Origin of the sequence: Pseudooceanicola onchidii, from assembly GCF_004959925.1 — a bacterium.
Lineage (GTDB): Bacteria > Pseudomonadota > Alphaproteobacteria > Rhodobacterales > Rhodobacteraceae > Pseudooceanicola > Pseudooceanicola onchidii.
On record NZ_SPUW01000003.1, the window covers coordinates 67,677 to 93,359 of the forward strand.

Here is a 25,683-nt window from a genome sequence, read left to right on the forward strand (position 1 = left end):
AGTTATGGCTAAAAAATCCATGATCGAGCGCGAAAAGAAGCGTGAGCGGCTGGTCAAGAAGTACGCCGCGAAGCGTGAAGCGCTGAAAGAAATCATCAACGACCAGTCGAAGCCGATGGAAGAGCGTTTCCGCGCCACCCTGAAGCTGGCCGAGCTGCCCCGCAACTCGTCCGCGACCCGTCTTCACAACCGCTGCCAGCTGACCGGCCGTCCCCACGCTTACTACCGTAAGCTCAAGGTCTCCCGGATCATGCTGCGGGAACTCGGCTCCAACGGCCAGATCCCCGGCCTCGTGAAATCCAGCTGGTAAGGGAGGGTAAGATATGAACGATCCTATCGGCGATATGCTCACCCGTATCCGCAACAGCCAGCTGCGCGGCAAATCCACCGTCTCCACCCCGGCGTCCAAGCTGCGGGCATGGGTCCTGGATGTGCTGGCGGACGAAGGCTATATCCGCGGCTATGAAAAAGGCACCGATGCCAACGGTCACCCGACCCTGGAAATCAGCCTGAAGTACTACGAAGGCACCCCGGTCATTCGCGAACTGAAGCGGGTCTCGACCCCCGGCCGTCGCGTGTACATGGGTGTCAAGGACGTCCCGCAGGTCCGTCAGGGCCTCGGTGTGTCGATTGTCTCCACGTCCAAGGGCGTGATGTCGGATGCAAACGCACGCAGCCAGAACGTTGGCGGCGAAGTGCTTTGCACCGTCTTCTAAGGAGGTCCATCAATGTCTCGTATTGGTAAAAAACCGGTCGAGCTGCCCTCTGGCGTCACCGCGACGATCTCGGGCCAGACCGTTGAAGTGAAGGGGCCGAAAGGCAACCACAGCTTCACCGCCACCGACGATGTGACCATCGTGCAGGAAGACAATGCCATCACGGTAACCCCGCGTGGCTCGTCCAAGCGTGCGCGTCAGCAGTGGGGCATGTCCCGCACCCGCGTCGCGAACATGGTTCAGGGCGTGACCGACGGTTTCAAGAAGGAACTGGAAATCCAGGGTGTCGGTTATCGTGCCGCCGTCCAGGGCAACGTTCTGAAACTGAACCTCGGCTATTCCCATGACGTCGATTTCGACATTCCGGCCGGTGTGACCATCACCTGCCCGAAGCAGACCGAAATCGTCGTGGAAGGTTCCGACCCCCAGCTGGTGGGCCAGGTTGCGGCAAACATCCGCGACTGGCGCCGTCCCGAGCCGTACAAAGGCAAGGGCATCCGCTACAAGGGCGAGTTTATCTTCCGCAAGGAAGGCAAGAAGAAGTAAGGACGCACGGACATGGCTCTTAGCAAAAGACAACTGTTCCAGAAGCGCCGCATGCGCGTCCGGAGCAAACTCCGCAAGGTCAACGCTGGTCGCGTTCGCCTTTCGGTTCACCGCTCGAACAAGAACATTTCTGTTCAGCTGATCGATGACGTGCAGGGCGTGACCCTGGCATCCGCTTCCTCTCTCGAGAAGGACCTGGGTGTTGTCGGCAAGAACAACGTCGAGGCGGCCGCAAAGGTCGGCGCGGCGATTGCCGAGCGCGCGAAGAAAGCCGGTGTGGAAGAAGCATACTTCGACCGCGGCGGTTTCCTCTTCCACGGCAAGGTGAAGGCCCTGGCCGACGCTGCCCGTGAAGGCGGTCTGAAGATCTAAGGTCGTGGCGGGGTCAACCCCGCCCTACCACCCCGGGGCGGGGGTCACCCCGCTTCGACCGACGCCGTAGGGCGGGGTTCACCCCGCCTTCGGTATTTGAGGGCCCCGAGGCCCCGATGATCCGGGAGCGTTCCGCAAGGACCTCACCTGGATTGGATAACCCGGGTCGCCGCAGGGCAGGACCCACGATGAAAAGGAGAGCCCATGGCTCGTGAAGACAACCGCCGGGACCGTCGCGATCGCGACGAAGCACCGGAATTCGCAGATCGCCTTGTCGCGATCAACCGTGTGTCCAAGACCGTCAAGGGTGGTAAGCGTTTCGGCTTCGCAGCCCTCGTCGTCGTGGGCGACCAGAAGGGCCGCGTCGGCTTTGGCAAAGGTAAAGCGAAAGAGGTCCCCGAGGCCATTCGCAAAGCCACCGAGCAGGCGAAGCGCCAGATGATCCGCGTTCCGCTGCGCGAAGGCCGCACCCTGCACCACGACATGGAAGGCCGCCACGGCGCTGGCCGCGTCGTGATGCGCACCGCACCGACCGGTACCGGTATCATCGCCGGTGGTCCGATGCGTGCCGTGTTCGAAATGCTGGGCATTCAGGACGTCGTCGCCAAGTCGATCGGGTCGCAGAACCCCTACAACATGATCCGCGCCACGCTGAACGGTCTCCAGAAAGAGTCCTCGCCCCGTCAGGTGGCTCAGCGTCGCGGCAAGAAAGTGGCTGACATCCTGCCCAAGCGCGATGACGCGCCGGCGGACAGCTCTCACGTCGCCGAGGAGGCTTGATCCATGGCTACTATCGTTGTGAAGCAGATCGGCTCCCCGATCCGTCGCCCCGAAATCCAGCGCAAGACGCTGATCGGTCTGGGCCTGAACAAGATGCACAAGACCCGTGAACTGGAAGATACCCCTTCCGTCCGCGGCATGATCAACAAGATCCCGCATCTGGTCGAGATCGTCGAAGAAAAGGCCTGAGGGCTGGCGGGGTGAACCCCGCCCTACGACAAGAATTCAGCACCCCGGTCCGAAAGGTCCGGGGTGTTTTCTTTGTCATACCGGTCTTGCCGATTTCGGACCTTGCGGCGGTCCCATTTCCACAAAAGGATAAGGCATGACCATCCCCGACCGCGCCTTTCGCCATCACCCCGAGCTGAAATCCCTGATCCGCGACCCGGAGCAGAGCTTCTTTCGCGACCTCGACATGGAGGAGATGGACCGCCGCATGGCCGAGCGGGGCGTCGAGTTGCCGTGGCGCAGACCAGATGCCGACCGCGAAGCGACCCGGACCGCGTTCCTCGCGGGGCACGACGGGCCGCTCTGGGTCTTTGCCTATGGCTCGCTCATGTGGGACCCGGCCGTGATTTTCGATGAGGTCCGGCACACCAAGGTGCAGGGGTACAGCCGGTCGATGTGCCTGGTGGATCGGCGCGGGGCGCGCGGGTCGGCCGAGGCGCCGGGCCTGATGGCGGGCTTGGCCGAGGGTGGCACCTGCGACGGGCTGGTCTTCCGGATCCCCGCGCCGCTGGTCGAGGCCGAGACGGAGCGGCTCTGGCGGCGCGAGATGATCGCCCATGCCTATTACCCGGCCTTTGCCGAGGCGCGGACGGCCGAAGGCCCGGTACAGGCGTTGTGTTTCGTGGCGGACCCCGAGGCCGACATGATCGACACCACGCTCTGCCACGAGATGCAGGTCGATTACATCGCGACCGGGGAAGGGTTTCTGGGGTCCAGCTACGAATACCTGGAAAACATGCTGATCCAGTTCGACGCGATGCAGGTCGAAGACCCGGCCTTGCAGAGGCTTCTGGCGGATGTGCGGGGCGCGCGGGGCTAGCCGGGCAGGATTGCCAGGTCCTCGGGGCGCGCGCCGTAGATCGGACAGCCTAGCGTGGCATTCAGCGCCTCGACCAGCTCGTCCACCGTCTCGGTCTTGACGTAGAGCCCGCCGGTCATGTCGGCGAGGCAGCGGGCGACCATGTCGCCGCGGATATGCGCCTCTTGTTCGGGGTTGTCCCAGGTCCAGTAGTCGACGACGGCGCGAAAGCCGATGACGTGGATCGTCAGGTCCTTGGCGGCTGCGGAAATCGCGGTGCCGGTGGCACAGGGGCGGCCGCCGCAGGTTTCGTTGCCGTCGGTGACGACGACGATCACGCCGGGGCGGTCGGGATATTGCAGAACCTCGGCCGCGACCTGCACCGAATTGGCCAGCGGCGTCAGCCCGCCGGGCGACAGGGCGTTGACAGCGCTGATGATCGGCTCTGCGGCATTTGCGCGCGGACCGAAGCGGACGTCGATGCCGGTGCAGCTGTCGCCGGTGTTGGGGCCGTAGATCAACAGGCCGATCCGGCGGTGCGGGGCGATCTGGGGCATGGATTTCGCGACGGCGACCCGGGCTTCGGCGATGCGGGTGATCTGGCGCCAGTCATAGCCGAATTCGACCATGGACCCGGACCCGTCGAACACCAGCATGGCGTCGGTGGCGCAGTCACTGGTGGCGCGACCGGCGCCGACCCCTGACATCGCTGCCAGGGCCAGCCCAAGAACCGATGTGCGCCACATGCCCATGACCAAGTTGACCATGGGTCAGCCAGCAAATCAATCCACTTGATCGGCCCCGGCGCGCCCCGGAATTGCCCGCTTGAAACGCCCGCGCGAAGGGCCTATACGCCCCCGGTGGCCCGGGATGTGAGTCCCTGGCCCGATTCATGACAACCGTTAATGCCGTGTCCCCTCCATATCGCTTCCGGGAGGGTGTTCCGGCCAAGGAGAAGCGATATGAAACTGCACGAACTTCGTGACAATCCCGGCGCAACCAAAAAGCGGATGCGCGTTGGCCGTGGCCCCGGCTCTGGCAAGGGCAAGATGGGTGGCCGTGGTATCAAGGGTCAGAAATCCCGTTCGGGCGTGGCCATCAAGGGTTACGAGGGCGGCCAGATGCCGCTCTACCAGCGTCTGCCCAAGCGCGGCTTCAACAAGCCGAACCGCAAGCAGTTCGCCGTGATCAACCTGGGCATCATCGCCAAGTACATCGAATCCGGCAAGCTTGACGCCGCCAACATCACCGAAGACACGCTTGTCGCGTCCGGTGCCGTTCGCCGCAAGCTGGACGGTGTTCGTGTCCTCGCCAAGGGCGAGCTGGGCACGAAGGTGACCATCGAAGTGACCGGTGCCTCCAAAGCAGCCATCGAGGCTGTCGAGAAGGCCGGCGGGTCGCTCAAGGTCGCGGCTGTGGAAGCAGCAGCCGAGTAAGTGGTTGTGGGCGGCGTCAGCGCCGCTTACATATCCACGAGTTTTCCAATAGCGCCGCCGTGCCGGAAGACCGGTCCGGCGGCGTTTGTCTGAAAGAGAGACCCGCATGGTATCCGCAGCAGAACAGATGGCGGCCAACACGAGCTGGGCCGCGCTCGGCAAAGCGACCGACCTGCGCAACCGCATCCTTTTCACCATCGTGCTTCTGATCGTGTACCGCCTGGGCACGTGGATCCCGGTTCCGGGCATCGACGGCGCGGCGCTGCGCAACTTCATGGAAGGCGCGGGGCAGGGGATCGGCGGCATCCTGTCGATGTTCACCGGTGGCGCGCTTGGCCGCATGGGCATCTTCGCCCTGGGCATCATGCCCTACATCTCGGCCTCGATCATCGTTCAGCTGCTGGGCTCCATGGTGCCCGCGCTGGAACAGATGAAGAAGGAAGGCGAACAGGGCCGCAAGAAGATGAACCAGTACACGCGCTACGGCACCGTGTTCCTGGCGACGCTTCAGTCCTACGGCCTGGCCGTATCGCTGCAATCGGGTGACCTGGTTCAGGCCGACATTCCGTACTGGTTCTTCGTCGCGACCTGCATGACCACGCTGATCGGGGGCACCATGTTCCTGATGTGGCTGGGCGAACAGATCACCGCACGGGGCCTGGGCAACGGCATCTCTCTGATCATCTTCGTCGGCATCATCGCGGAACTGCCCGCGGCGCTGGCGCAGTTCTTCGCCTCGGGCCGGTCCGGTGCGATTTCGCCCGCCGTGATCGTCGGTGTGATCGTGATGGTGATCGCGACGATTGCCTTCGTGGTCTTCATGGAACGCGCATTGCGCAAGATCCACATCCAGTATCCGCGCCGCCAGGTCGGCATGAAGGTCTATGACGGCGGGTCGTCGCACCTGCCGATCAAGGTCAACCCGGCGGGCGTGATTCCGGCGATCTTCGCCAGCTCGCTTCTGCTGCTGCCGGTCACGATCTCGACCTTCTCGGGCAATTCGACCTCGCCGATCATGTCGACGCTGCTGGCCTACTTTGGGCCCGGACAGCCGCTTTACCTGCTGTTCTTCACGGGCATGATCGTCTTCTTCGCGTATTTCTACACGTTCAACGTGGCGTTCAAGCCCGACGACGTGGCGGACAACCTGAAGAACCAGAACGGCTTTGTGCCGGGCATTCGTCCGGGCAAGAAAACCGCCGAGTACCTTGAGTACGTGGCAAACCGGATCCTCGTGCTGGGGTCGGCCTACCTTGCGGCTGTGTGTCTCCTTCCCGAGATCCTGCGCAGCCAGCTGGCCATTCCCTTCTACTTTGGCGGTACCTCGGTGCTGATCGTCGTGTCGGTGACCATGGATACGATCCAGCAGGCGCAGTCGCATCTTCTGGCGCACCAGTACGAAGGTCTGATTGAAAAATCTCAGCTGCGTGGCAAGGGGAGCAGACGCAGCAAACGGAGGGGGGCAGCACGCCGATGAACATTATTCTTCTTGGACCGCCGGGCGCCGGCAAGGGCACTCAGGCCGCGAAACTGGTCGCAGAGCGGGACATGATCCAGCTTTCCACCGGCGACATGCTTCGCGAGGCGCGGACTTCGGGCACCGAAATGGGCCAGAAGGTCGCCGCCGTGATGGATCGCGGTGAACTGGTCACGGACGAAATCGTCATCGGCCTGATCCGTGAGAAGCTGGAAGGCGACGCCAAGGGCGGCTTCATCTTCGACGGCTTCCCCCGGACGCTGGCCCAGGCCGACGCGCTTGAGGCGCTGCTGGACGAGATGGGCATGTCGCTGGACGCCGCGATCGAATTGCGGGTCCGGGACGAGATCCTGGTCGACCGGATCGTCAACCGTGCGAAAGAAGCCGCCGCTGCAGGGCAGCCGGTGCGCGCGGACGACAATGAGGAAAGCCTGAAGATCCGTCTGATGGAATACTACAAGAAGACCTCGCCGCTTCTGGGCTACTACCACGCGAAGCAAAAGCTCAAGCGTGTTGACGGCCTTCAGGAAGTTCCGGTCGTCAGTGCCTCGATCGCGGCCCTGCTTGACGCCTGACAGGTTCGAAAACCTGAAATCCACGATCCCCGCCGCACCCCTGGTGTCGGCGGGGATTTTCGTTTTCGGGACGGGATCGGCGCGTGGCCTCTTGATGCATTCATAAAGCGATATATGTTTGCCTAAAGGAGAAGTCTCATGACGATGTTTCGACGCGACAGTGGCTCGACCGGCGCGGGTAGCCCACGGGTTGTCGGGTTCTATGAAAAGGTCACCGGCAGCATCCAGTACCTCGTCATCGACGAGGCGACCCGGCAGTGCGCCCTGATCGACGTGGTGCAGGATTTCGACCCCAAGGCGGCGGCGACCTCTCATGACAGTGCGCAGGAGATCCTGGATTTCGTGAAGGCCGAGGGGCTGACCGTGGCCTGGGTGCTGGACACGCATCCCCACGCCGATCACCTGATGGCCTCGGCCTGGCTGAAGGATCAGACAGGCGCGCCGACCGGGATCGGCGAGATGGTCGAGGACATCGCCGCGCTCTGGCGCAAGATCTATCATCTGCCCGACGCCTTCGACCCGAAAGCCGATTTCGACCGGCTTTTCACCGAAGGCGAGACCTTCAAGCTGGGCAATCTGGACGTGCGGGTGATGCTGTCGCCCGGCCATACGCTTGGATCGATCACCTATGTCATCGGGGGCGCGGCCTTCGTGCACGACACCTTCATGCATGTGGACAGCGGCACGGCACGGGCGGATTTTCCCGGCGGTTCGTCCGAAGACCTGTGGCATTCGCTTCAGGCGATCCTGGCGCTGCCGGCCGAGACGCGATTGTTCGTTGGCCATGACTACCCGCCCGTCGGGGATCGGGATGATCCCGCATGGGAAGCCACGGTCGCCGACCACAAGGCCAACAACCCGCATGTCGGCGGCGACGTGACCGAGGCCGAGTTCCGCGCCCTGCGCGACAAGCGGGATGCGACGCTGTCTTTGCCGACCCAGATGCTGCATGCCTTGCAGGTGAACTTGCGCGGCGGCAGGCTGCCCGCGCCCGAGGCGGACGGGCAGAGCTATTTCAAGATACCGGCCAACAAGTTCTGAGGAGCACGCCAATGGACATTCAGACATCCGACGCAGGCGATATCGAGGTCTGGACCCCGGAAGAGGTCGCGGCCGCCAAGCGGGCAGGGGAGATCGTGCTGATCGATGTCCGCACCCCGCAGGAATACATGTTCGAACATATCGAGGGCGCACTGCTGTTCCCGATGGCCTTCTTCGACCCGGCCGCGCTGCCTTCGCAGGAGGGCAAGCGGATCATTCTGTACTGCGGATCCTCGATGCGGTCGGGCAAGATGGCCGAAAAGACGCTGGCGGCAGGGGCCGACAAGATCGCCCATCTGCAGGGCGGCTTCGGCAAGTGGAAAGAGGCAAAGCAGCCCTATATCGGCACCGACATGGCGACCGGGGCCCCCAAGGGCGTCGCGGGCTGATCGTTCCGAGTCACAGGTACCCTCCTGTCGATTTAGGCATGCGCCTGCCGATTGAGGCATGGCTTTGCCGGTGTGGTGCGATCGGGCTGGCAGAGGGATGGCAAATCTGATCTGATAGTGAAATGAGGGCCCGACACGGCCCGCGAAGACGCTAGATCAGCTTGGCGCTTTCCCTGACACGCGGGCCTTTGCCCGGGGGCAGGGCAGGGGGCCGAGCAGTGCCCTGCGCAATTGCGCATTCGGGGGTTGACCCGGGGGGCAAACACTCATACCACGCGCTATCTCGAACGTAGGGCCGATTCCGGCCCTTCTTCGTGTTATGTGAATATGACCCACTGATCCGGTTTCGACCATGATCGGCGTGTTGTGAAAAAAGGGCCTGGGACTACGGGCTCGCAACAAAAGGAAGATACCCATTGGCACGTATTGCCGGCGTTAACATCCCGACTGCAAAGCGGGTTCCGATCGCCCTCACCTATATCACCGGTATTGGCCCGGCCTCCGCAAAAGAGATCTGCGAAGCCGTCAACATCGACCTGACTCGCCGCGTCAACGAACTGTCCGACGCCGAAGTTCTCGCCATCCGCGAGCACATCGACGCGAACTTCACCGTTGAAGGCGACCTGCGTCGTGAAACGCAGATGAATATCAAGCGCCTGATGGACCTTGGCTGCTATCGCGGCCTGCGCCATCGTCGCGGTCTCCCTGTTCGCGGTCAGCGGACGCACACCAACGCTCGTACCCGCAAAGGCCCCGCAAAGGCCATTGCCGGCAAGAAGAAGTAAGGGAGGTCCACCGATATGGCACGTGATACCCGTCGTGGGGGCAAGAAAAAGGTCTCCAAGAACATCGCAGCTGGCGTCGCACATGTGAACTCCAGCTTCAACAACACCAAGATCCTGATCTCTGACGTTCAGGGCAACGCCATTTCCTGGTCCTCGGCCGGGACCATGGGCTTCAAGGGTTCGCGCAAGTCGACCCCCTATGCTGCCCAGATGGCTGCCGAAGACGCAGGCAAGAAGGCGCAGGAACACGGTGTGAAGACGCTGGAAGTCGAAGTTCAGGGCCCCGGTTCGGGTCGTGAATCCGCGCTGCGCGCCCTGGCTGCCGTCGGTTTCAACATCACCTCGATCCGTGATGTGACCCCGATCGCGCACAACGGCTGCCGCCCGCCGAAGCGTCGCCGCGTCTGATACCAGACAAGGTTAGAGGAGGCCGCGAGACTCGCGGCCTCCTGTCGTCATTTTAACCTCGGGTGTTTCGTCCTTAGGGACATGGGGACGAGACGAGCATGGAGGGACGTACATGATCCATAAAAACTGGGCAGAACTGATCAAGCCGACGCAGCTTGACGTGAAGCCGGGCTTCGACCCGTCGCGTCAGGCCACCGTCGTTGCCGAACCGCTGGAACGCGGCTTCGGTCTGACGCTTGGCAACGCGCTGCGCCGCGTTCTGATGTCGTCGCTGCAAGGGGCTGCCATCACCTCCGTGCAGATCGACAACGTGCTGCACGAATTCTCCTCGATTGCGGGTGTCCGCGAGGACGTGACCGACGTGGTCCTGAACCTCAAGGGCGTTTCCCTGCGCATGGACGTCGAAGGGCCCAAGCGCCTGTCGATCAATGCCAAGGGCCCGGGTGCCGTCACGGCTGCGGAGATCTCCGAGAGCGCGGGCATCGAGGTTCTGAACAAGGATCACGTGATCTGCCACCTCGACGAAGGTGCGTCGCTGTTCATGGAACTGACGGTCAACACCGGCAAGGGCTATGTCCCCGCGGACAAGAACAAGCCGGAAGACGCGCCGATTGGCCTGATTCCGATCGATGCGATCTATTCGCCGATCAAGAAGGTGTCGTATGACGTGCAGCCGACCCGTGAGGGCCAGGTGCTGGATTACGACAAGCTGACCATGAAGATTGAAACCGACGGGTCGGTCACGCCGGACGACGCCGTGGCCTACGCCGCGCGCATCCTGCAGGACCAGCTGTCGATCTTCGTCAACTTCGACGAGCCGGAATCGGCGTCCCGCCAGGACGACGACGACGGGCTGGAGTTCAACCCGCTGCTGCTGAAGAAGGTCGACGAGCTCGAGCTGTCGGTCCGTTCGGCAAACTGCCTGAAGAACGACAACATCGTCTATATCGGCGACCTGATCCAGAAGACCGAAGCCGAGATGCTGCGCACCCCGAACTTCGGCCGCAAGTCGCTGAACGAGATCAAAGAGGTTCTGTCGGGCATGGGTCTGCACCTTGGCATGGATGTCGAGGACTGGCCGCCGGACAATATCGAAGATCTGGCGAAGAAGTTCGAAGACCAGTTCTGATCGTGGCGGCGGGGTGAGCCCCGCCCTACGGACATCGGGTCGTGTGGGTTTATCCCGCCGCACCGGACACAGGGTAGGGCGGGGGTCACCCCGCCACATCCGCCCCTTTGGATGTTTGCCTTAGGCGGACATCTTCCGGGTACCGCGTTTTGCTGACGCAAGGCGCTCACCCCAAGGAGAGCCGGTGACACGCATCCCCGGCCAGACAAAGCAAAACCGCCCGTAGAGGGCACCTGATTGGAGATACACCAATGCGTCACGCAAAAGGCTACCGCCGCCTCAACCGTACCCACGAACACCGCAAGGCGCTGTTCTCGAACATGGCCGACTCGCTCATCGAACATGAGCAGATCAAAACCACCCTGCCCAAGGCAAAAGAACTGCGCCCGATCGTCGAAAAGATGATCACCATGGCGAAGAAGGGTGACCTGCATTCCCGCCGCGTTCTGGCCTCGCGCCTGAAGCTGGATGCTTCCGTGGTCAAACTGTTCGACGTGCTGGCCCCGCGCTATGCCGACCGTCCCGGCGGTTACATTCGCATCATGAAAGCCGGTTTCCGCTATGGTGACATGGCGCCGATGGCGATCATCGAATTCGTCGACCGCGATGTCGACGCGAAAGGCGCAGGCGACAAGGCCCGCCTCGCAGCCGAGGAAGCCGGCGAGGAGTAATCCCCCGCTTCACGATGTTTCGAAAGGCCCCTGTCCCACGGCAGGGGCCTTTTTCATGTCAGCAGTCATCAGTGCGGTCCTTGCGTTTTGCCCGGACGCTCCGCATATCTTCGCGTGATGACACGGATCGCTCTTGCCGCCCTCGCCGCCACGCTGGTCGTTGCGCCCCTTGCCCCCGCACTGGCCGAAAGCCTCGTGCCGCGCAGCCGGGGCGAGATCGCGCTCAGCTTTGCGCCTGTCGTCAAGGCAGCGACCCCGGCGGTGGTCAACATCTATGCCAAGCGCGTCGTGACCACGCGGCAGTCGCCCTTCGCGGATGACCCGTTCTTTCGCGATTTCTTCCAGAACTTCGGGCAGGCGCGGCCGCAGGTCCAGAATTCGCTCGGCTCGGGCGTGGTGCTGTCAGACGACGGGATCGTCGTGTCCAACTACCACGTGGTGGGGCAGGCCGACGACATCCGCGTGGTGCTGACCGACCGCCGCGAATTCACCGCGCGGGTGCTGCTGGCGGATGCCGAAAGCGATCTGGCGATCCTGCAACTGAACGACGCGCCCGACGACATGGCCCACCTGCGACTGCGCGACAGCGATGATGTCGAGGTGGGCGAACTGGTGCTGGCCATCGGCAACCCCTTCGGCGTCGGGCAGACGGTCAGTTCCGGGATCGTGTCGGGGCTGGCCCGGTCCGGCGCGGCGCTTGGCAACGGGCGCGGCTATTTCGTGCAGACCGATGCGCCGATCAATCCCGGCAACTCCGGCGGGGCGCTCGTTGACATGAACGGGGACCTGATCGGCGTGAACACCTCGATCCTGTCGCGGTCGGGCGGCTCCAACGGCATCGGCTTTGCCATCCCGGCGGCGCTGGTGGCGCTGTTCGTCGACCAGGCGCGGCAGGGCAACACGCGCTTCGTGCGGCCCTGGGCCGGCATGGCCGGACAGGAGGTCGACGCCGCCATGGCCGAAACGCTCGGGTTGGCGGTGCCGGGGGGCGTGATCGTGGCGCATCTGCATCCCGAAAGCCCCTTTGCCAAGGCCGGGATCGAGGTCGGCGATGTCATCCGCGAGGTCGATGGCCAGCCGGTGAACACCCCGCCTGAGATGATCTATCGCATGTCGGTGGCGGGCCTCGATGCCAAGGCCCGGATCGGCTATGTCCGCGACGGTCGCCTGCGCGAGGTCACGGTGGCCCTTGTCGGCGCCCCCGAAGATCCGCCGCGCAACCCCTTGCGCACCTCGGCTGACAGTGCCCTGCCGGGGCTGCAGCTGGAAACCGTCAACCCCGCGGTCGCCGCCGAACGCGGCCTGCCGACCGAGGTGACGGGCGTGATCGTCACCGACCCCGGCCCGGTCGGGCTGCGCGTCGGCCTTCTGGTGGGCGACGTGATCCAGCAGGTCAACGGCGTCACCGTCGATCGTGGCGAGGCGCTGGAGGGCGCGCTGATGTCTGCGCCCCGACGGCTGGACCTGACGTTGCTGCGACAGGGGCGGCAGATGGTTCTGCGGCTGCGGCTCTGATGGCGGATCTGTTCGACACACCCGGATCCGAAGGCGCCGCCCCCCGTCCGCTGGCCGATCGCCTGCGCCCTGCCACCCTGTCCGAGGTCATCGGCCAGCGGCAGGTGCTGGGCGAGGATGCGCCGCTTGGCGTGATGCTGTCCTCGGGCAGCCTGTCATCGCTGATCCTCTGGGGGCCGCCGGGGGTGGGCAAGACCACCATCGCACGGCTTCTGGCGGATGAGACGGATCTTGAATTCGTACAGATCTCGGCGATCTTTTCGGGCGTGGCGGACCTGAAAAAGGTGTTCGAGGCCGCCCGCCAGCGCCGCCGCGTCGGGCAGGGCACGCTGCTGTTCGTGGACGAGATCCACCGCTTCAACAAGGCACAGCAGGACGGCTTCCTGCCGCACATGGAGGACGGCACGATCCTGCTGGTCGGCGCCACCACCGAAAACCCCTCGTTCGAGCTGAACGCCGCACTTCTGTCCCGATCGCAGGTGCTGGTGCTGGAACGGCTTGGGCCCGAGGATATGGAACATCTGCTCGAGCGCGCCGAAGCGGTACTGGAGCGCAGCCTGCCGCTGGATGCAGAGGCGCGCGGGGCGCTCAAGGACATGGCGGATGGCGATGGCCGGGCGCTTCTGAACCTCGTCGAACAGGTCGCCGCCTGGAAGGTCGCGCAGCCGCTGGACCGCGACGCCCTGTCGGCCCGGTTGATGCGCCGCGCCGCGAAATACGACAAGAATGGCGAAGAGCACTACAACCTCATCTCCGCGCTGCATAAATCGGTGCGCGGTTCCGACCCCGACGCAGCCCTCTACTGGTTCGCGCGGATGCTGGCGGGGGGCGAAGATCCGCGGTTCCTGGCACGCCGCCTTGTCCGCATGGCGGTCGAAGACATCGGACTGGCCGATCCGCAGGCCCAGTCGGTTTGCCTTGACAGCTGGAACACCTACGAACGCCTCGGCTCGCCCGAAGGGGAGTTGGCGCTGAGCCAGGCGGTGATCTACCTTGCCCTCGCGCCGAAATCGAATGCCAACTACGTGGCCTACAAGGGCGCGATGAACCTGGCCAAGAAGACCGGAAGCGCCATGCCGCCCGCGCATATCCTGAATGCGCCGACCAGCATGATGAAGGATCTGGGCTACGGGTCGGGCTACAACTATGACCACGACGCCGAAGATGCCTTTTCGGGCCAGAACTACTTCCCCGACGGCGTCGCGCGGCCCGGTCTTTACCAGCCGGTCGAACGCGGGTTCGAACGCGACCTGAAAAAACGGGTCGAGTATTTCGACAAGCTGCGCCAGAAGCGCCAGTCCGACTGATCCCTTCACCTTCCCGAAAATACTCCGGGGGGGCCCGAAGGGCGGGGGCAGCGCCCCCTTCCGCCGCTGGCCCGCATTGACTCCGACCGGGGCAGGGGCCATGACCGCGCCATGATCCAGAACCTGATATACGTGGCCCTCGGCGGGGCCGTCGGGGCCTCCGGGCGGTACCTCGTGGGGCTCGGGGCGCTGCGCCTCATGGGGCCGGGGTTTCCCTTTGGCACGATGGCGGTCAACGTGATCGGATCGTTCGCCATGGGCGTGCTGGTCGTGGTGCTGGGGCATCTGTCGGCCAACAGGTTCGCACCGCTGCTGATGACCGGGCTCCTGGGTGGGTTCACCACCTTTTCGGCCTTTTCGCTGGATGCGGTGACGCTGTGGGAACGCGGGGCGACGGGTCAGGCTGTGACGTATGTGGCGCTGTCGGTGGCGCTGTCGCTGGCGGCGCTGGTCGCGGGACTTTTGATTGCGAGGGCAATGACATGAGCGGTGTGCAGATGCTGACCATCGGGGCCGAGGACGCGGGCCAGCGGCTGGATCGCTGGCTGCGGCGGATCTTCCCGCAGGTGACGCAGGGCCGGATCGAAAAGATGTGCCGCAAGGGCGATCTGCGGGTCGACAAGGGGCGGGTGAAATCGAACCACCGGCTCGAGGAAGGCATGGTCGTGCGCGTGCCGCCGATCCCCGCCGCCGAAACCGCGCCCAAGCCGAAACCCAAGGCCGAGGTCACGGATGCGGATGCGCAGATGATGCAGGACTGCGTGATCTACCGCGACGACCACATCATCGCGATCAACAAGCCTGCCGGTCTTCCGACGCAGGGCGGCAGCAAGCAGACCCGCCACATCGACGGGCTCTCCGAGGCGCTGAAGTTCGGCTATGACGAAAAGCCCCGGCTGGTGCACCGTCTGGACAAGGACACCTCGGGTGTCCTCATGCTGGCCCGCACGCGTGAGGCCGCGCAGGGGCTGACGGCGGCGCTGCGGCACCGCGAGACGCGCAAGATCTACTGGGCGCTCGTCGCCGGGGTGCCGACGCCCTACCTGGGCGAAATCCGCTTCGGGCTGGTCAAGGCCCCGGGGCATGGCAAGTCGGGCGAGGGCGAAAAGATGATCGCCATCCACCCCGCAGAGGTCGCCCGCACCGAAGGCGCCAAGCGCGCGCATACGCTTTACGCGACGCTCTACCGCGTCGCCTCGCGTGCCTCTTGGGTCGCGATGGAGCCGCTGACGGGCCGGACGCACCAGCTTCGGGCGCATATGGCCGAGATCGGGCATCCGATCATCGGCGACGGCAAATACGGCGGGTCGGGTCAGGAAAACCTGGGCGACGGCTGGGGCGCGCAGCTGGGCGGCGTGATCTCGAAAAAACTGCACCTGCATGCGCGGTCGATGACCTTCCTGCACCCGGTGACGAAAAAGCCGATCACGGTTGATGCGCCGCTGCCCGACCACATGGCGCACAGCTGGGAAACGCTCGGCTGGGCCGAAGACATCGCCGCCGACGATCCGTTCGAGGCGCTGCGCTGATGCGGTTGGTGATCTTCGACGTCGACGGCACGCTGGTCGACAGCCAGGGGGATATCGTCGCCTCGATGACGGCGGCTTTCGAGGCATCCAGCCTGCCAGTACCGCCGCGCGCGGCGATCCTGGGCATCGTCGGGCTGTCACTGCCCCGTGCCATGGCGCAGCTGGCACCCGAGGCCGAGGGGCAGTGGGACCGGATGGTCGAAGACTACAAGGCCTCCTACCAGCGGTTGCGGGTCCAGAACGGGGCGACCTCCAGCCCGCTTTATCCCGGCATCCGCGAGGTGATCGACCAACTGGCTGCCGAGGACGAGACGCTGCTGGCCATCGCGACGGGCAAGTCCCGGCGCGGGCTGCTGGCGCTTCTGGACAATCACGGCTGGCAGAAGACCTTCGTCAGCCTGCAGGTCGCCGACGATCATCCGTCGAAACCGCATCCGTCGATGCTGCACGCCGCGCTGACTGAGACCGGCATGGAGGCCACGCAGGCGGTCATGATCGGCGACACGACCTATGACATGGAGATGGCGGCGGCGGCTGGCGTCGGGTTCATCGGTGTGGGCTGGGGCTATCACGCGCCCGCCGCGCTGACCGGCGCACGCGAGATCGTGGGCTCGGCCGGTGATCTGCTTTCCGCCATCACCCGCGCGACAGGAGCATCCGCATGACCGAATGGGCGCCAAAAAGGTTCTGGAAAATCACCGAAGTGCGTGACGAGGCCGAAGGCTTCGGCGTTGCGCTGGATGGCCGTCCGGTAAAGACGCCTGCGAAGGCGCCGCTGATCGTGCCAACCCGCGCGCTGGCTGATGCGATTGCCGCAGAATGGGACGCGCAGGCCGACAAGGTCGACCCGATGACCATGCCGGTGACGCGCGGGGCCAATGCGGCGATCGACAAGGTGCGTCTTCAGCACGCCGAAGTCGCGGACATGCTGGCGGCCTACGGCGACAGCGACCTGCTGTGCTATCGCGCGGACGGTCCCGAGGAACTGGTGGCCCGTCAGGCCGAGGGCTGGGATCCGCTGCTGGACTGGCTGGAAGATACCTATGGCGCGCGCCTGTCAGTCTGGGCGGGGGTGATGCATGTCGCCCAATCCCCCGATGCCCTGTCGCGGTTGCGGGACGAGGTGCACGGCATGTCCGAATTCCAGCTGGCCGGATTTCACGATCTTGTCAGCATTTCCGGATCCCTGGTGCTGGGTCTGGCCGCCACGCGGGATGCGCAGCCGATCGAAGATCTCTGGGCGCTGTCGCGCATCGACGAGACCTGGCAGGCGGAACAATGGGGCGTGGACGAGGAAGCGGCCGAGGCCGAAGCGGTGAAGCGTGGATCCTTCCTTGATGCCAAGCGGTTCTACGATTCGGCCCGGATTGTCTGACGCTAACGGTCCGCCTATCCGATCGGATATGGGCAAATCTACCTATGTTTCAATGCGATGCCGAATGTTGTCCCTGATTGGGGGCAATTTCGGCGTCAAATGACTCTAAGTCAGCGCCCGATCGTTCGGATTTCCTTATGTTCCGCTTGACCGTTCGGAATGAATCCGACCAAACTTGGGCCATGCTGAAGGGAGGATACCCGACAGTTGTCTCACCGGTGCCCCTGCGGCATCGAAAGAACCGCCCGCACTCACGGGCGGACAACAGGAAGAGGTTAAAATGAAAAAAACCGTATTTCTCGGCGCTCTGACCGTTGCAGGTCTTGCCGCTGGTGCAGCTGCCGCTGCAACGCTGGACGATGTCAAAGCGCGCGGCAAGCTGAACTGCGGCGTCGCGACCGGCGTCCCCGGTTTCGCTGCGCCTGATGCAAACGGTGAATGGGCCGGCTTCGACGTCTCCGTCTGCCGCGCAGTTGCTGCGGCTATCTTCGGTGACCCGAAAGCCGTCGAATTCGTGCCGACGACCGGCAAGACCCGTTTCACCGCTCTGGCGTCCGGCGAAATCGACATGCTGGCCCGGAACACCACCTGGACCTTCTCGCGCGATGTCGACCTGAAGTTCGAATTCGTCGGCGTGAACTACTACGACGGTCAGGGCTTCATCGCTCCGAAGGCACTGGGCGTGTCCTCGGCGAAAGAACTGGACGGCGCGACGGTCTGCATCCAGACCGGCACCACCACCGAGCTGAACCTGGCGGACTTCTTCCGCATCAACAACATCAGCTACGAGCCGGTTCCGATCGAAACCAACGCCGAAGCGCAGCAGCAGTACCTTGCCGGTGCCTGCGACACCTACACCACGGACGCATCGGGCCTCGCGGCCAGCCGTTCGACCTTCGAGACGCCGAGCGATCACGTCATCCTTCCCGAGATCATCTCGAAAGAGCCGCTCGGTCCGCTGGTTCGCCACGGCGACAGCGAATGGGCTGACATCGTCCGCTGGTCCTTCAACGCGATGGTTGCCGCCGAAGAGTACGGCGTGACCTCGGCAAACGTTGAAGAAATGGCGTCGGCTGCCGGTGACAACCCGGAAGTCAACCGTCTGCTGGGCACCGAGGGCAACCTTGGCGAGATGCTGGGCCTCGACGCTGGTTGGGCCAAGAACATCATCGCGTCCGTCGGCAACTACGGCGAAGTCTTCGACTCGACCATCGGTGAATCCACGCCGATCGGCCTGGCGCGCGGCCTGAACGCACAGTGGACCAACGGTGGTCTGCTCTACGCACCGCCGTTCCGGTAAAACCATCGGGGGAGGGCGCGGGACAATCCCGCGCCCTTCTCACTTCTGCCACCGGGAGAACCCCGGCGGCACAATCACCGGCCCTCGGCGCATCAGACGCATCAGAAGAACAGGCCGGAGAACGGGGATTATCAATGACGACGATATCGGATCCGCCGGCGGAGTCCTTCAAGCTATCGATGCTGATCTACGACACCCGCTACCGGTCGATGACGATCCAGGTGGTGGCGCTGATCGGCTTCATGCTGCTCGTGGGCTTCCTGGTGAACAACACAGCGCAGAACCTTGCCACCAGTGGCAAGACGGTCAGCTTCGGCTTTCTGGCCAACCCTGCCGGTTATGACATCAACCAGACCCTGATCGACTACAACAACCAGCACTCGCACTTCCGCGCATCCTTCGTGGGTCTGCTGAACACGCTGCTGGTGGCCGTGCTGGGCTGCATCACCGCAACCGTCATCGGTGTGATCATCGGTGTGCTTCGCCTGTCGCCCAACTGGCTGATCGCCAAGTTGACGGCTGTCTACGTCGAGATGTTCCGGAACGTCCCGGTTCTTCTTTGGATCGTGTTCAGCATGGCGATCCTGATCGAAACGCTGCCTGCCCCGCGCGATTTCCGCGGCGAGGACCCGGCGGCCACGATGAACCTGTTCGACAGTGTCGCAGTCACCAACCGGGGCGTCTATGTCCCCGAGGCGCTCTTCTCGCGCAGCCTGGGCGATGTGCATCTGTTCGGGAACAGCCCCATCCGCTTTGACATCAGCCTGGACCTGGTTCTGATCCTTGCCGTCCTGATCGCCAGCATCTTCGGTATCCGGGCCGTCCGGACCCGTGCGGATGCGCAGCAGGAAAAGACCGGCGTCCGACCCAAGACCTGGTACCTGACGCTCGGCATCCTTGTCGTGCCGCTGCTTGTCGTGCTTGTCGCCCTGGGTTTCCACCTGGGCTATCCCGAACTGAAGGGCTTCAACTTCTCGGGCGGTACCTATCTTCGGAACTCGCTGATCGCGTTGTGGCTGGCCCTGTCGCTGTATACGGCCGCCTTCATCGCCGAAAACGTGCGTGCGGGCATTCTGGCCATTTCCAAGGGGCAGACCGAAGCCGCCGCGGCGCTTGGCCTGCGGTCCAACCGGATCATGAGCCTTGTCATCCTGCCGCAGGCGATGCGGGTGATCATCCCGCCGCTGATCTCGCAGTACCTGAACCTGACCAAGAACAGCTCTCTGGCGATTGCCGTGGGCTACATGGACCTGACGGGCACGTTGATGGGCATCACGTTGAACCAGACCGGGAAAGAGCTGGAAACGCTGCTTCTGGGCATGCTGGTCTACCTGATCATCTCCTTGTCCATCTCGACCCTGATGAACTGGTACAACAACCGCGTCAAACTGGTGGAGAGGTGACATGAGCGATACCCACGCAGAAACCGTCGCCTTCGTCCGCGACACCATGCTGCCCCAGCAGGAGCCCCCGGCATCGACGGTCGGCTTCCTGGGGTGGTCCAAGACCAACCTGTTCACGGGGCCGTTCAACACGATCGTGACCGTCCTGTGTTCGGTCTTCATCGTATGGCTCCTGTGGATGTTGATCCCCTGGCTCCTGTCCCCGACGTGGAATGCCACGTCGCTTGGTGAATGCCGCGAATTCCTGGTCGCTGCCGGGCGTGTCGGCGAACACGGGGCCTCTGGCGCGTGCTGGGGCGTGATCCGGGAACGCTGGATCCAGCTTCTCTTCGGGTTCTATCCCGCAGACCTTTACTGGCGTCCGATCCTGGCCTTCGTGCTGCTGTTCGTGGCGCTGGCGCCGGTTCTGTTCTCGGACAAGGTTCCGGGTCGGCTTCTGATGTTCACCATGATCTACCCGTTCCTGTTCCCCTGGCTTCTGTGGGGCGGAACCATCTGGTCGCCGATCTGTGCCGCTCTTGGCTTTGTCATCCTGTTCGCAGGGGTCAAATACCTGTCGGGCGTCATCGGCCAGCTGGCGTCGATCATCGTCTCGGTCCTCGCGGCCGCGGCCTGGTGGCTGTTCGTGTCGGGCGCCGTTCAGGATGCGCTGGCCTCGATCCTGCCGCTGGCGATCCAGTCGGTGCCGTCGCGCGACTTTGGCGGGATGATGCTGTCGATCACGATCGGCGTCGTCGCCATCGCCTGTTCGCTGCCGCTTGGCATCGTGCTGGCCCTGGGGCGCCGGTCTGACCTGCTGATCGTCAAGTCGCTCTGCGTCGGCTTTATCGAGTTCATCCGGGGCGTTCCGCTGATCACGCTGCTTTTCGTGGCGTCGACCCTGCTGAACATCTTCATGCCGCCGGGCACGAGCTTTGACATCATCCTGCGGGTGATCATCATGGCGACCCTCTTTGCGTCGGCCTATATGGCCGAGGTGATCCGGGGTGGCCTGGCCGCGTTGCCGAAGGGTCAGTACGAAGGGGCGGACAGCCTCGGGCTTGACTACTGGCAGTCGCAGCGGCTGATCATCATGCCGCAGGCGCTCAAGATCTCGATCCCCGGTATCGTCAGCACCTTCATCGGGCTGTTCAAGGACACCACGCTGGTGTCGGTGATCGGCCTGCTCGACCCGCTCGGTCTTACGAACTCGATCCGCGCCGATCAGGCGTGGAACGGCATCGTCTGGGAACTTTACGGCTTTATCGCCGTGCTGTTCTTCATCTTCTGCTTCGGCATGTCGCGCTACTCCATGTACCTGGAGAACCGCCTCAAGACCGACCATCGTTAAGGAGCCGTATCCATGACTGATACATCAGCCGCCGTCACCGACCGCGAAATCGACCGGAGCCAGATGAAGGTTTCTGACGAGGTCGCCATCGAAATCGTCAACATGAACAAGTGGTACGGGACCTTCCACGTGCTGCGCGACATCAACCTGACCGTGAACCGGGGCGAACGGATCGTCATCGCGGGGCCTTCGGGGTCCGGCAAATCGACGATGATCCGCTGCATCAACCGGCTTGAGGAACACCAGCAGGGCAAGATCGTCGTCGACGGGACCGAACTGACCTCGGACCTGAAGAACATCGACAAGATCCGGTCCGAGGTCGGCATGTGCTTCCAGCACTTCAACCTCTTCCCGCATCTGACGATCCTGGAAAACTGCACGCTGGCCCCGATCTGGGTCCGCAAGGTTCCCAAGAAGGAAGCCGAAGCCACGGCGATGCACTTCCTCGAGAAGGTGAAGATCCCCGACCAGGCGCTGAAGTACCCGGGCCAGCTTTCGGGTGGCCAGCAGCAGCGTGTGGCGATCGCCCGGTCGCTGTGCATGAAGCCGCGGATCATGCTGTTCGACGAACCGACCTCGGCACTTGACCCCGAGATGATCAAAGAGGTGCTCGACACCATGATCGAGCTGGCCGAAGAGGGCATGACCATGCTTTGCGTGACGCACGAGATGGGCTTTGCCCGTCAGGTCGCGAACCGAGTGATCTTCATGGACCAGGGCCAGATCGTCGAACAGAACGAACCGGAAGAGTTCTTCAACAACCCCAAGAGCGAACGGACCAAGCTGTTCCTCAGCCAGATCCTGGGGCACTGACCGGGGCGGCGCCTTGGCGCCAGGACACGATACCAAGGGGCTGCCATTGGCGGCCCCTTTTGCTTTTGCAACATTTTGCGGTTGCGATCCGGTGTGATCGCCGATCTCATTCGACCAATTCTGTCCTAACCCAAACCGGGGCCCGTCCGGGGGCATAACCGGGACAGCCCGTCGGCCCATGTCGCTGACGCAGGAAGGAGCCGCCGTCATGACGAACCGCAAGATCTATCTTGGCACCCTGACCGACAGCACCCGTTGGGACGCCGTGGCGATCCGGCCGGACGATGTGATCGTCGTGTCCCCGCCGAAAAGCGGGACGACCTGGATGCAGACCATCGTCGCGCTGCTGCTGAGCGGGGATCCGCAGGTCGTGCCCGAATTCTCGATCCAGATGCCCTGGGTCGACATCAAGTTGCGCGACCTTGCCGAGGTCTCGGACCGGCTGACCGGGATGACGCATCGCCGCAGCATGAAAAGTCACACGCCGATGGACGGGTTGCCGCTGGACGATCAGGCGACCTATATCTGCGTCTTCCGTCACCCACTGGATGCGCATTTTTCCATGCGGAACCACGTGCGGAACATCCCCGTGCCATGGTTCGACGACTGGTATCCCGAGGTCGACGTCGACGGCACCACCTTTGCCCGGTTCCTGGCCGGCAGCGCCGACGGGGCGGACTGCGATGCCATGCCGCTGGCCCACATCATTCAACACTACAAGGCGGCCCGCGCGCTGGCCGATCGCCCGAATGTCTGGCTGGTGCACTACGCCGACCTGATCCGCGATCTTGCCCTGGCCTTCGACAGGATTTCCGAGGTTCTGCAGGTGACGCACCCCGCGCCGGTCATGGCGCAGCTGGTTGCGGCCGCCCGGTTCGACAACATGCGCCAGAACGCCGAGCGTTTCGCGCCCTCGGGCGGGAAGGGGTTCTTCAAGTCGGACGAGGGGTTCTTCAACAGCGGCCGCAGCGGGCAGTGGCAGGGACGCCTGACCGAGGCCGAGATGGACGCCTATGACGCGATCATGGACGCCAGCCTCAGTTCGTGCGAACGGGACTGGCTGGAATACGGATCGCCGGACACCTAGTGGGTCGCGGTCTTCGAGACAAAGTTCAGTACCACCACTCCGGCGATGATCAGGCCCATGCCAAGCGCCCCCCAAAGGTCGACCTTCTGTCCGAAGATCAGCCAGCCGACCAGCGCCACCAGAACGACACCCAGGCCCGACCACATGGCATAGGTCGTGCCGATCGGCAGGTGCTTGAGCGTCAGGGACAGGCAGTAGAAGGCGACGGCATATCCTGCCACGACCAGAAGCGAGGGCCAGAGGCGGGTGAAGCCTTCGGCCGCCTTGAGAGAGCTGGTGCCGATCACCTCTCCGATGATGGCGATGGTCAGATAGAGATAGGGCATGGGACGCTCCGGCAATGCGTGTTACGCGGGTGCCGCAGGGCTATCAGCACGGTGTCAGACTGTCACGTCGCGCCGGATGCATGAGCGTCGTTGCCGCCGCGTTCAGCCTGCGTCGCGGTCTTTGCCGATCAGTTCGCGCGGGGTGATGAAGTTCACCACCCGCGAGGTGCCAAAGTGCCCCGCCCGCCAGTCATCCATGGGAATGTCCACGATCAGGGCCGCGCCGGTCGGATAATCGTCGAACCGGCCATGGGGCGGTGCCTGGGTGACCAGGCGCTTGGCGAAGGCCGCGATGCCCGGGTTGTGACCGATCAGCATGACGCAGGCGCCCTCGGCCTTCTGCAGGGCACCCAGCATCGTGTCGGGGTCCGCCATGTAGAGTTCGGGCACGATGCGGACATCGCCGCCAATCCCGGTCCGGTCAAAGGTTTCACGGGCGCGGGCTGCATCCGAACACAGGGTGACATCGGGGGTCACGCCGATATCGTTCAACCATTGGCCGATGGCCTTGGCCGATTTCCGGCCGCGCTTGTTCAGGGGGCGGTCGCGGTCGGCAAGGGCGGGATCGTCCCAGCTTGATTTGGCGTGCCGCAGCAGGATCAGTCTTTTGACCATGTTTCGGAAACGTTCTCGCTCATATAAAATAGGACATATGATAGGCTGAATGCGCGTCGATCCTGCCATAGGACTTGCCGTAAGGGCAAGCGCGACGTGCAGCGCAACCCTTTGACATGCAGTCGAAACCCTCGGTCGAGCGAAGATGTTTTCTGCACTGCGGAACGTCGTATAGTCCCGAGGCAAATGTGTCGACCGGGCAGGCGGTGCGGCAGGGTTGATCCGGGCAATTGTTGCACGGGTGTGGACAACGGGGCGGAACCGCAACGGGGTCACGCAGGGCAAGGGCGCCGCGGAACGACAGGAAGAGGCCGGCATCGGGATGAACAACCATGCCGAGAGGCGAGCTGTGGACCCGCCCCGAGGCCAGTGCCCAGTCGACAAAGGGGGCCCAGGGTGGGCCGCCGAAGGGAAAGAGCGGCGTGGCACCCAGTGCCGTCGCCCAGTCGGTGATCACCCGGAGAGACCAGCGGTCCATGGCGTCGGGTTGACCATCCGTGGCTTCGGGCGCGGCGGTGAAGCCGGGCCAGAAGGCGGGTTCATGCGGGGATAGCAATAGCAGTGTGCGGGTTCCGGCAGGCAGATCCTGCCGGGCCGCGCAGGCGGTGTGGTCCAGACCGGCGGTGATGGTCAGCAGACGCGCCTGCGCCTGCTGTTCCAGATCCTCCAGCGTCATGGATCAGGCGCGGATGATCGAACCCGCGCCATGTTCGGTGAAAAGCTCCAACAGGGTCGCATTGGGCAGCTTGCCGTCGATGATCACGGCGGCGCGAACGCCCTTGTCGACGGCGTTCAGGGCGGTTTCGACCTTGGGGATCATGCCGCCGGAAATCGTGCCATCCTCGATCATCGCGCGCACGTCGGCCGAGGTCAGTTCGGTCACGACCTCGCCATTGGCGTTCTTCACGCCGGGCACGTCCGTCAGCAGCAGCAGGCGATCGGCCTTGAGCGCGCCGGCAATGGCACCGGCGGCGGTGTCGCCGTTGACGTTGAAGGTCTCGTTCGGGTCCATGCCGGTGGCGACGGGGGCGATGACCGGGATGATCCCGGCCGCGAAAAGATCGCGCAGCACCTGTACGTTCATTTCGACGGGGCGCCCGACAAAGCCCAGTTCGGGATCGTCGGCCTCGGCCACCATCAGGTCGTCATCCTTGCCCGACAGGCCGACCGCGCGGCCGCCTTCGTCCATGATCGCCTGGACGATCCGCTTGTTGACCAGGCCAGTCAGCACCATTTCGACCACCTCGACGGTGGCCTGATCCGTAACGCGCTTGCCGCGCACGAAGGTGGATTCGATCCCCAGCTTGTCGAGCATCGAATTGATCATGGGGCCGCCGCCGTGGACAACAACCGGGTTCACGCCGACCTGGCGCATCAGGACGATGTCGCGGGCGAAGTCGGCCATCTCCTCGACCCCGCCCATGGCGTTGCCGCCGAATTTGACGACGACGACGGATCCGGCGAAGCGCTGCAGGTAGGGAAGAGCCTCGGCTAGGGTGCGGGCGGTGGCGATCCAATCGCGGTTCATGGTCTGTGTTCTCATCCTCGGCGCCTATGGGCTGTGCGTGCTGTGACTTTGATACGGGGCGGATGCGGGCCTGCCAAGGTGTCTATCGGCATAATCTCGCCGGGCGAATTCCTACGCGACGGAAGCAGGAACCGGATCGGGGGGCGGCTGCGTTTAACCCCCGAGCGTCTGAAAGGCGCCACGGAATAATAAAGGAGAGTTCC

General features: G+C 63.7%; 32 protein-coding genes. 27 read left to right on the forward strand and 5 right to left on the reverse strand.

Annotation, left to right across the window (positions count from 1 at the left end):
• Positions 1–4: 4 nt before the first annotated feature.
• The 7 genes from rpsN to E4S58_RS13245 all read left to right on the forward strand — a co-directional run bounded on the left by rpsN (position 5) and on the right by E4S58_RS13245 (position 3,462).
• The gene (gene rpsN, locus E4S58_RS13215) at positions 5–310 is read left to right on the forward strand and encodes a 30S ribosomal protein S14 (RefSeq protein ID WP_136636912.1); all 306 of its coding nucleotides are present in this window, start codon (positions 5–7) and stop codon (positions 308–310) included.
• 13 nt (positions 311–323) lie between these two features.
• A complete protein-coding gene (rpsH, locus tag E4S58_RS13220; RefSeq protein WP_136636913.1) occupies positions 324–716 on the forward strand; it encodes a 30S ribosomal protein S8 in 393 nt (130 codons plus the stop codon).
• 12 nt (positions 717–728) lie between these two features.
• The gene (rplF, locus tag E4S58_RS13225) at positions 729–1,262 is read left to right on the forward strand and encodes a 50S ribosomal protein L6 (RefSeq protein WP_136636914.1); all 534 of its coding nucleotides are present in this window, start codon (positions 729–731) and stop codon (positions 1,260–1,262) included.
• A gap of 12 nt (positions 1,263–1,274) precedes the next feature.
• Entirely contained in the window at positions 1,275–1,634 is a 360-nt protein-coding gene (gene rplR, locus E4S58_RS13230; RefSeq protein WP_136636915.1) for a 50S ribosomal protein L18, read from the forward strand.
• A 204-nt stretch (positions 1,635–1,838) separates the two neighbouring features.
• Positions 1,839–2,414 carry a 30S ribosomal protein S5 gene (gene rpsE / locus E4S58_RS13235; protein ID WP_136636916.1) on the forward strand — a complete coding sequence of 192 codons (576 nt, stop codon included), beginning with the start codon at positions 1,839–1,841 and terminating at the stop codon, positions 2,412–2,414.
• A gap of 3 nt (positions 2,415–2,417) precedes the next feature.
• Positions 2,418–2,603, forward strand: coding sequence for a 50S ribosomal protein L30 (gene rpmD / locus E4S58_RS13240; protein ID WP_009805798.1), 186 nt, complete (start codon positions 2,418–2,420; stop codon positions 2,601–2,603).
• Between the two features lie 136 nt (positions 2,604–2,739).
• Positions 2,740–3,462 (forward strand): gamma-glutamylcyclotransferase, encoded by a 723-nt coding sequence (locus tag E4S58_RS13245; protein WP_136636917.1) that lies wholly within the window; start codon positions 2,740–2,742, stop codon positions 3,460–3,462.
• Here the strand turns inward: E4S58_RS13245 and E4S58_RS13250 are convergent.
• Positions 3,459–4,187 (reverse strand): vWA domain-containing protein, encoded by a 729-nt coding sequence (locus E4S58_RS13250; protein ID WP_136637583.1) that lies wholly within the window; start codon positions 4,185–4,187, stop codon positions 3,459–3,461. The two genes, E4S58_RS13245 and E4S58_RS13250, sit on opposite strands and share 4 nt — an antisense overlap.
• Before the next feature lie 216 nt (positions 4,188–4,403).
• Here E4S58_RS13250 and rplO point away from each other — a divergent pair, with 216 nt between their 5' ends.
• The 20 genes from rplO to E4S58_RS13350 all read left to right on the forward strand — a co-directional run bounded on the left by rplO (position 4,404) and on the right by E4S58_RS13350 (position 23,011).
• The gene (gene rplO, locus E4S58_RS13255; RefSeq protein ID WP_136636918.1) at positions 4,404–4,877 is read left to right on the forward strand and encodes a 50S ribosomal protein L15; all 474 of its coding nucleotides are present in this window, start codon (positions 4,404–4,406) and stop codon (positions 4,875–4,877) included.
• Between the two features lie 106 nt (positions 4,878–4,983).
• Entirely contained in the window at positions 4,984–6,354 is a 1,371-nt protein-coding gene (gene secY / locus E4S58_RS13260) for a preprotein translocase subunit SecY (RefSeq protein WP_136636919.1), read from the forward strand.
• Entirely contained in the window at positions 6,351–6,929 is a 579-nt protein-coding gene (locus tag E4S58_RS13265) for an adenylate kinase (RefSeq protein WP_136636920.1), read from the forward strand. Before secY ends, E4S58_RS13265 begins: the two co-directional genes overlap by 4 nt.
• Before the next feature lie 138 nt (positions 6,930–7,067).
• On the forward strand, positions 7,068–7,970 hold the full coding sequence (locus tag E4S58_RS13270) for an MBL fold metallo-hydrolase (protein ID WP_136636921.1): 903 nt from the start codon (positions 7,068–7,070) through the stop codon (positions 7,968–7,970).
• A gap of 11 nt (positions 7,971–7,981) precedes the next feature.
• On the forward strand, positions 7,982–8,359 hold the full coding sequence (locus E4S58_RS13275; RefSeq protein WP_136636922.1) for a rhodanese-like domain-containing protein: 378 nt from the start codon (positions 7,982–7,984) through the stop codon (positions 8,357–8,359).
• A 416-nt stretch (positions 8,360–8,775) separates the two neighbouring features.
• Positions 8,776–9,144 carry a 30S ribosomal protein S13 gene (rpsM, locus tag E4S58_RS13280; RefSeq protein ID WP_136636923.1) on the forward strand — a complete coding sequence of 123 codons (369 nt, stop codon included), beginning with the start codon at positions 8,776–8,778 and terminating at the stop codon, positions 9,142–9,144.
• 15 nt (positions 9,145–9,159) lie between these two features.
• Positions 9,160–9,552 carry a 30S ribosomal protein S11 gene (rpsK, locus tag E4S58_RS13285; protein WP_136636924.1) on the forward strand — a complete coding sequence of 131 codons (393 nt, stop codon included), beginning with the start codon at positions 9,160–9,162 and terminating at the stop codon, positions 9,550–9,552.
• Positions 9,553–9,664: 112 nt separating this feature from the next.
• Positions 9,665–10,681 carry a DNA-directed RNA polymerase subunit alpha gene (locus E4S58_RS13290; RefSeq protein ID WP_136636925.1) on the forward strand — a complete coding sequence of 339 codons (1,017 nt, stop codon included), beginning with the start codon at positions 9,665–9,667 and terminating at the stop codon, positions 10,679–10,681.
• A 251-nt stretch (positions 10,682–10,932) separates the two neighbouring features.
• Positions 10,933–11,352, forward strand: a complete 420-nt coding sequence (rplQ, locus tag E4S58_RS13295) for a 50S ribosomal protein L17 (RefSeq protein ID WP_136636926.1) — start codon at positions 10,933–10,935, stop codon at positions 11,350–11,352.
• A gap of 117 nt (positions 11,353–11,469) precedes the next feature.
• A complete protein-coding gene (locus tag E4S58_RS13300) occupies positions 11,470–12,867 on the forward strand; it encodes a trypsin-like peptidase domain-containing protein (protein WP_136636927.1) in 1,398 nt (465 codons plus the stop codon).
• A complete protein-coding gene (locus E4S58_RS13305; protein WP_136636928.1) occupies positions 12,867–14,174 on the forward strand; it encodes a replication-associated recombination protein A in 1,308 nt (435 codons plus the stop codon). The genes E4S58_RS13300 and E4S58_RS13305 overlap by 1 nt, the downstream gene beginning before the upstream one ends.
• A gap of 111 nt (positions 14,175–14,285) precedes the next feature.
• The gene (gene crcB / locus E4S58_RS13310; RefSeq protein WP_136636929.1) at positions 14,286–14,660 is read left to right on the forward strand and encodes a fluoride efflux transporter CrcB; all 375 of its coding nucleotides are present in this window, start codon (positions 14,286–14,288) and stop codon (positions 14,658–14,660) included.
• On the forward strand, positions 14,657–15,703 hold the full coding sequence (locus E4S58_RS13315) for an RluA family pseudouridine synthase (protein ID WP_136636930.1): 1,047 nt from the start codon (positions 14,657–14,659) through the stop codon (positions 15,701–15,703). The genes crcB and E4S58_RS13315 overlap by 4 nt, the downstream gene beginning before the upstream one ends.
• A complete protein-coding gene (locus E4S58_RS13320) occupies positions 15,703–16,368 on the forward strand; it encodes an HAD-IA family hydrolase (RefSeq protein WP_136636931.1) in 666 nt (221 codons plus the stop codon). Before E4S58_RS13315 ends, E4S58_RS13320 begins: the two co-directional genes overlap by 1 nt.
• Positions 16,365–17,078 (forward strand): ATP12 family chaperone protein, encoded by a 714-nt coding sequence (locus E4S58_RS13325; RefSeq protein WP_136636932.1) that lies wholly within the window; start codon positions 16,365–16,367, stop codon positions 17,076–17,078. Before E4S58_RS13320 ends, E4S58_RS13325 begins: the two co-directional genes overlap by 4 nt.
• A gap of 280 nt (positions 17,079–17,358) precedes the next feature.
• Positions 17,359–18,378 carry an amino acid ABC transporter substrate-binding protein gene (locus E4S58_RS13330; protein ID WP_136636933.1) on the forward strand — a complete coding sequence of 340 codons (1,020 nt, stop codon included), beginning with the start codon at positions 17,359–17,361 and terminating at the stop codon, positions 18,376–18,378.
• Positions 18,379–18,512: 134 nt separating this feature from the next.
• Positions 18,513–19,781, forward strand: coding sequence for an amino acid ABC transporter permease (locus E4S58_RS13335; RefSeq protein WP_136636934.1), 1,269 nt, complete (start codon positions 18,513–18,515; stop codon positions 19,779–19,781).
• 1 nt (position 19,782) lies between these two features.
• Positions 19,783–21,111, forward strand: coding sequence for an amino acid ABC transporter permease (locus tag E4S58_RS13340; RefSeq protein WP_136636935.1), 1,329 nt, complete (start codon positions 19,783–19,785; stop codon positions 21,109–21,111).
• A gap of 12 nt (positions 21,112–21,123) precedes the next feature.
• Positions 21,124–21,924: an amino acid ABC transporter ATP-binding protein gene (locus tag E4S58_RS13345; RefSeq protein WP_136636936.1), complete on the forward strand. Its 801-nt coding sequence runs from the start codon at positions 21,124–21,126 to the stop codon at positions 21,922–21,924.
• A 208-nt stretch (positions 21,925–22,132) separates the two neighbouring features.
• On the forward strand, positions 22,133–23,011 hold the full coding sequence (locus E4S58_RS13350) for a sulfotransferase domain-containing protein (RefSeq protein ID WP_169052673.1): 879 nt from the start codon (positions 22,133–22,135) through the stop codon (positions 23,009–23,011).
• On the opposite strand, the gene E4S58_RS13355 is transcribed toward E4S58_RS13350, so the two are convergent.
• The 4 genes from E4S58_RS13355 to argB form a co-directional block, all read right to left on the reverse strand.
• The gene (locus E4S58_RS13355) at positions 23,008–23,337 is read right to left on the reverse strand and encodes a DMT family transporter (protein WP_136636938.1); all 330 of its coding nucleotides are present in this window, start codon (positions 23,335–23,337) and stop codon (positions 23,008–23,010) included. The genes E4S58_RS13350 and E4S58_RS13355 overlap by 4 nt on opposite strands.
• A gap of 102 nt (positions 23,338–23,439) precedes the next feature.
• Complete coding sequence (locus E4S58_RS13360; protein ID WP_136636939.1) at positions 23,440–23,952, reverse strand: SixA phosphatase family protein; 513 nt, start codon at positions 23,950–23,952, stop codon at positions 23,440–23,442.
• Positions 23,953–23,971: 19 nt separating this feature from the next.
• A complete protein-coding gene (locus tag E4S58_RS13365; RefSeq protein ID WP_136636940.1) occupies positions 23,972–24,628 on the reverse strand; it encodes a type 1 glutamine amidotransferase family protein in 657 nt (218 codons plus the stop codon).
• A gap of 3 nt (positions 24,629–24,631) precedes the next feature.
• Positions 24,632–25,495 (reverse strand): acetylglutamate kinase, encoded by an 864-nt coding sequence (gene argB, locus E4S58_RS13370; protein WP_136636941.1) that lies wholly within the window; start codon positions 25,493–25,495, stop codon positions 24,632–24,634.
• Positions 25,496–25,683: the final 188 nt, after the last annotated feature.

Coding starts and splice junctions, on each gene's coding strand:
- rpsN (WP_136636912.1), top strand. CDS start 5: ATGGCTAAAAAATCCATGATCGAGCGCGAAAAGAAGCGTGAGCGGCTG.
- rpsH (WP_136636913.1), top strand. CDS start 324: ATGAACGATCCTATCGGCGATATGCTCACCCGTATCCGCAACAGCCAG.
- rplF (WP_136636914.1), top strand. CDS start 729: ATGTCTCGTATTGGTAAAAAACCGGTCGAGCTGCCCTCTGGCGTCACC.
- rplR (WP_136636915.1), top strand. CDS start 1,275: ATGGCTCTTAGCAAAAGACAACTGTTCCAGAAGCGCCGCATGCGCGTC.
- rpsE (WP_136636916.1), top strand. CDS start 1,839: ATGGCTCGTGAAGACAACCGCCGGGACCGTCGCGATCGCGACGAAGCA.
- rpmD (WP_009805798.1), top strand. CDS start 2,418: ATGGCTACTATCGTTGTGAAGCAGATCGGCTCCCCGATCCGTCGCCCC.
- E4S58_RS13245 (WP_136636917.1), top strand. CDS start 2,740: ATGACCATCCCCGACCGCGCCTTTCGCCATCACCCCGAGCTGAAATCC.
- E4S58_RS13250 (WP_136637583.1), bottom strand. CDS start 4,187: ATGTGGCGCACATCGGTTCTTGGGCTGGCCCTGGCAGCGATGTCAGGG.
- rplO (WP_136636918.1), top strand. CDS start 4,404: ATGAAACTGCACGAACTTCGTGACAATCCCGGCGCAACCAAAAAGCGG.
- secY (WP_136636919.1), top strand. CDS start 4,984: ATGGTATCCGCAGCAGAACAGATGGCGGCCAACACGAGCTGGGCCGCG.
- E4S58_RS13265 (WP_136636920.1), top strand. CDS start 6,351: ATGAACATTATTCTTCTTGGACCGCCGGGCGCCGGCAAGGGCACTCAG.
- E4S58_RS13270 (WP_136636921.1), top strand. CDS start 7,068: ATGACGATGTTTCGACGCGACAGTGGCTCGACCGGCGCGGGTAGCCCA.
- E4S58_RS13275 (WP_136636922.1), top strand. CDS start 7,982: ATGGACATTCAGACATCCGACGCAGGCGATATCGAGGTCTGGACCCCG.
- rpsK (WP_136636924.1), top strand. CDS start 9,160: ATGGCACGTGATACCCGTCGTGGGGGCAAGAAAAAGGTCTCCAAGAAC.
- E4S58_RS13290 (WP_136636925.1), top strand. CDS start 9,665: ATGATCCATAAAAACTGGGCAGAACTGATCAAGCCGACGCAGCTTGAC.
- rplQ (WP_136636926.1), top strand. CDS start 10,933: ATGCGTCACGCAAAAGGCTACCGCCGCCTCAACCGTACCCACGAACAC.
- E4S58_RS13300 (WP_136636927.1), top strand. CDS start 11,470: ATGACACGGATCGCTCTTGCCGCCCTCGCCGCCACGCTGGTCGTTGCG.
- E4S58_RS13305 (WP_136636928.1), top strand. CDS start 12,867: ATGGCGGATCTGTTCGACACACCCGGATCCGAAGGCGCCGCCCCCCGT.
- crcB (WP_136636929.1), top strand. CDS start 14,286: ATGATCCAGAACCTGATATACGTGGCCCTCGGCGGGGCCGTCGGGGCC.
- E4S58_RS13315 (WP_136636930.1), top strand. CDS start 14,657: ATGAGCGGTGTGCAGATGCTGACCATCGGGGCCGAGGACGCGGGCCAG.
- E4S58_RS13320 (WP_136636931.1), top strand. CDS start 15,703: ATGCGGTTGGTGATCTTCGACGTCGACGGCACGCTGGTCGACAGCCAG.
- E4S58_RS13325 (WP_136636932.1), top strand. CDS start 16,365: ATGACCGAATGGGCGCCAAAAAGGTTCTGGAAAATCACCGAAGTGCGT.
- E4S58_RS13330 (WP_136636933.1), top strand. CDS start 17,359: ATGAAAAAAACCGTATTTCTCGGCGCTCTGACCGTTGCAGGTCTTGCC.
- E4S58_RS13335 (WP_136636934.1), top strand. CDS start 18,513: ATGACGACGATATCGGATCCGCCGGCGGAGTCCTTCAAGCTATCGATG.
- E4S58_RS13340 (WP_136636935.1), top strand. CDS start 19,783: ATGAGCGATACCCACGCAGAAACCGTCGCCTTCGTCCGCGACACCATG.
- E4S58_RS13345 (WP_136636936.1), top strand. CDS start 21,124: ATGACTGATACATCAGCCGCCGTCACCGACCGCGAAATCGACCGGAGC.
- E4S58_RS13350 (WP_169052673.1), top strand. CDS start 22,133: ATGACGAACCGCAAGATCTATCTTGGCACCCTGACCGACAGCACCCGT.
- E4S58_RS13355 (WP_136636938.1), bottom strand. CDS start 23,337: ATGCCCTATCTCTATCTGACCATCGCCATCATCGGAGAGGTGATCGGC.
- E4S58_RS13360 (WP_136636939.1), bottom strand. CDS start 23,952: ATGGTCAAAAGACTGATCCTGCTGCGGCACGCCAAATCAAGCTGGGAC.
- E4S58_RS13365 (WP_136636940.1), bottom strand. CDS start 24,628: ATGACGCTGGAGGATCTGGAACAGCAGGCGCAGGCGCGTCTGCTGACC.
- argB (WP_136636941.1), bottom strand. CDS start 25,495: ATGAGAACACAGACCATGAACCGCGATTGGATCGCCACCGCCCGCACC.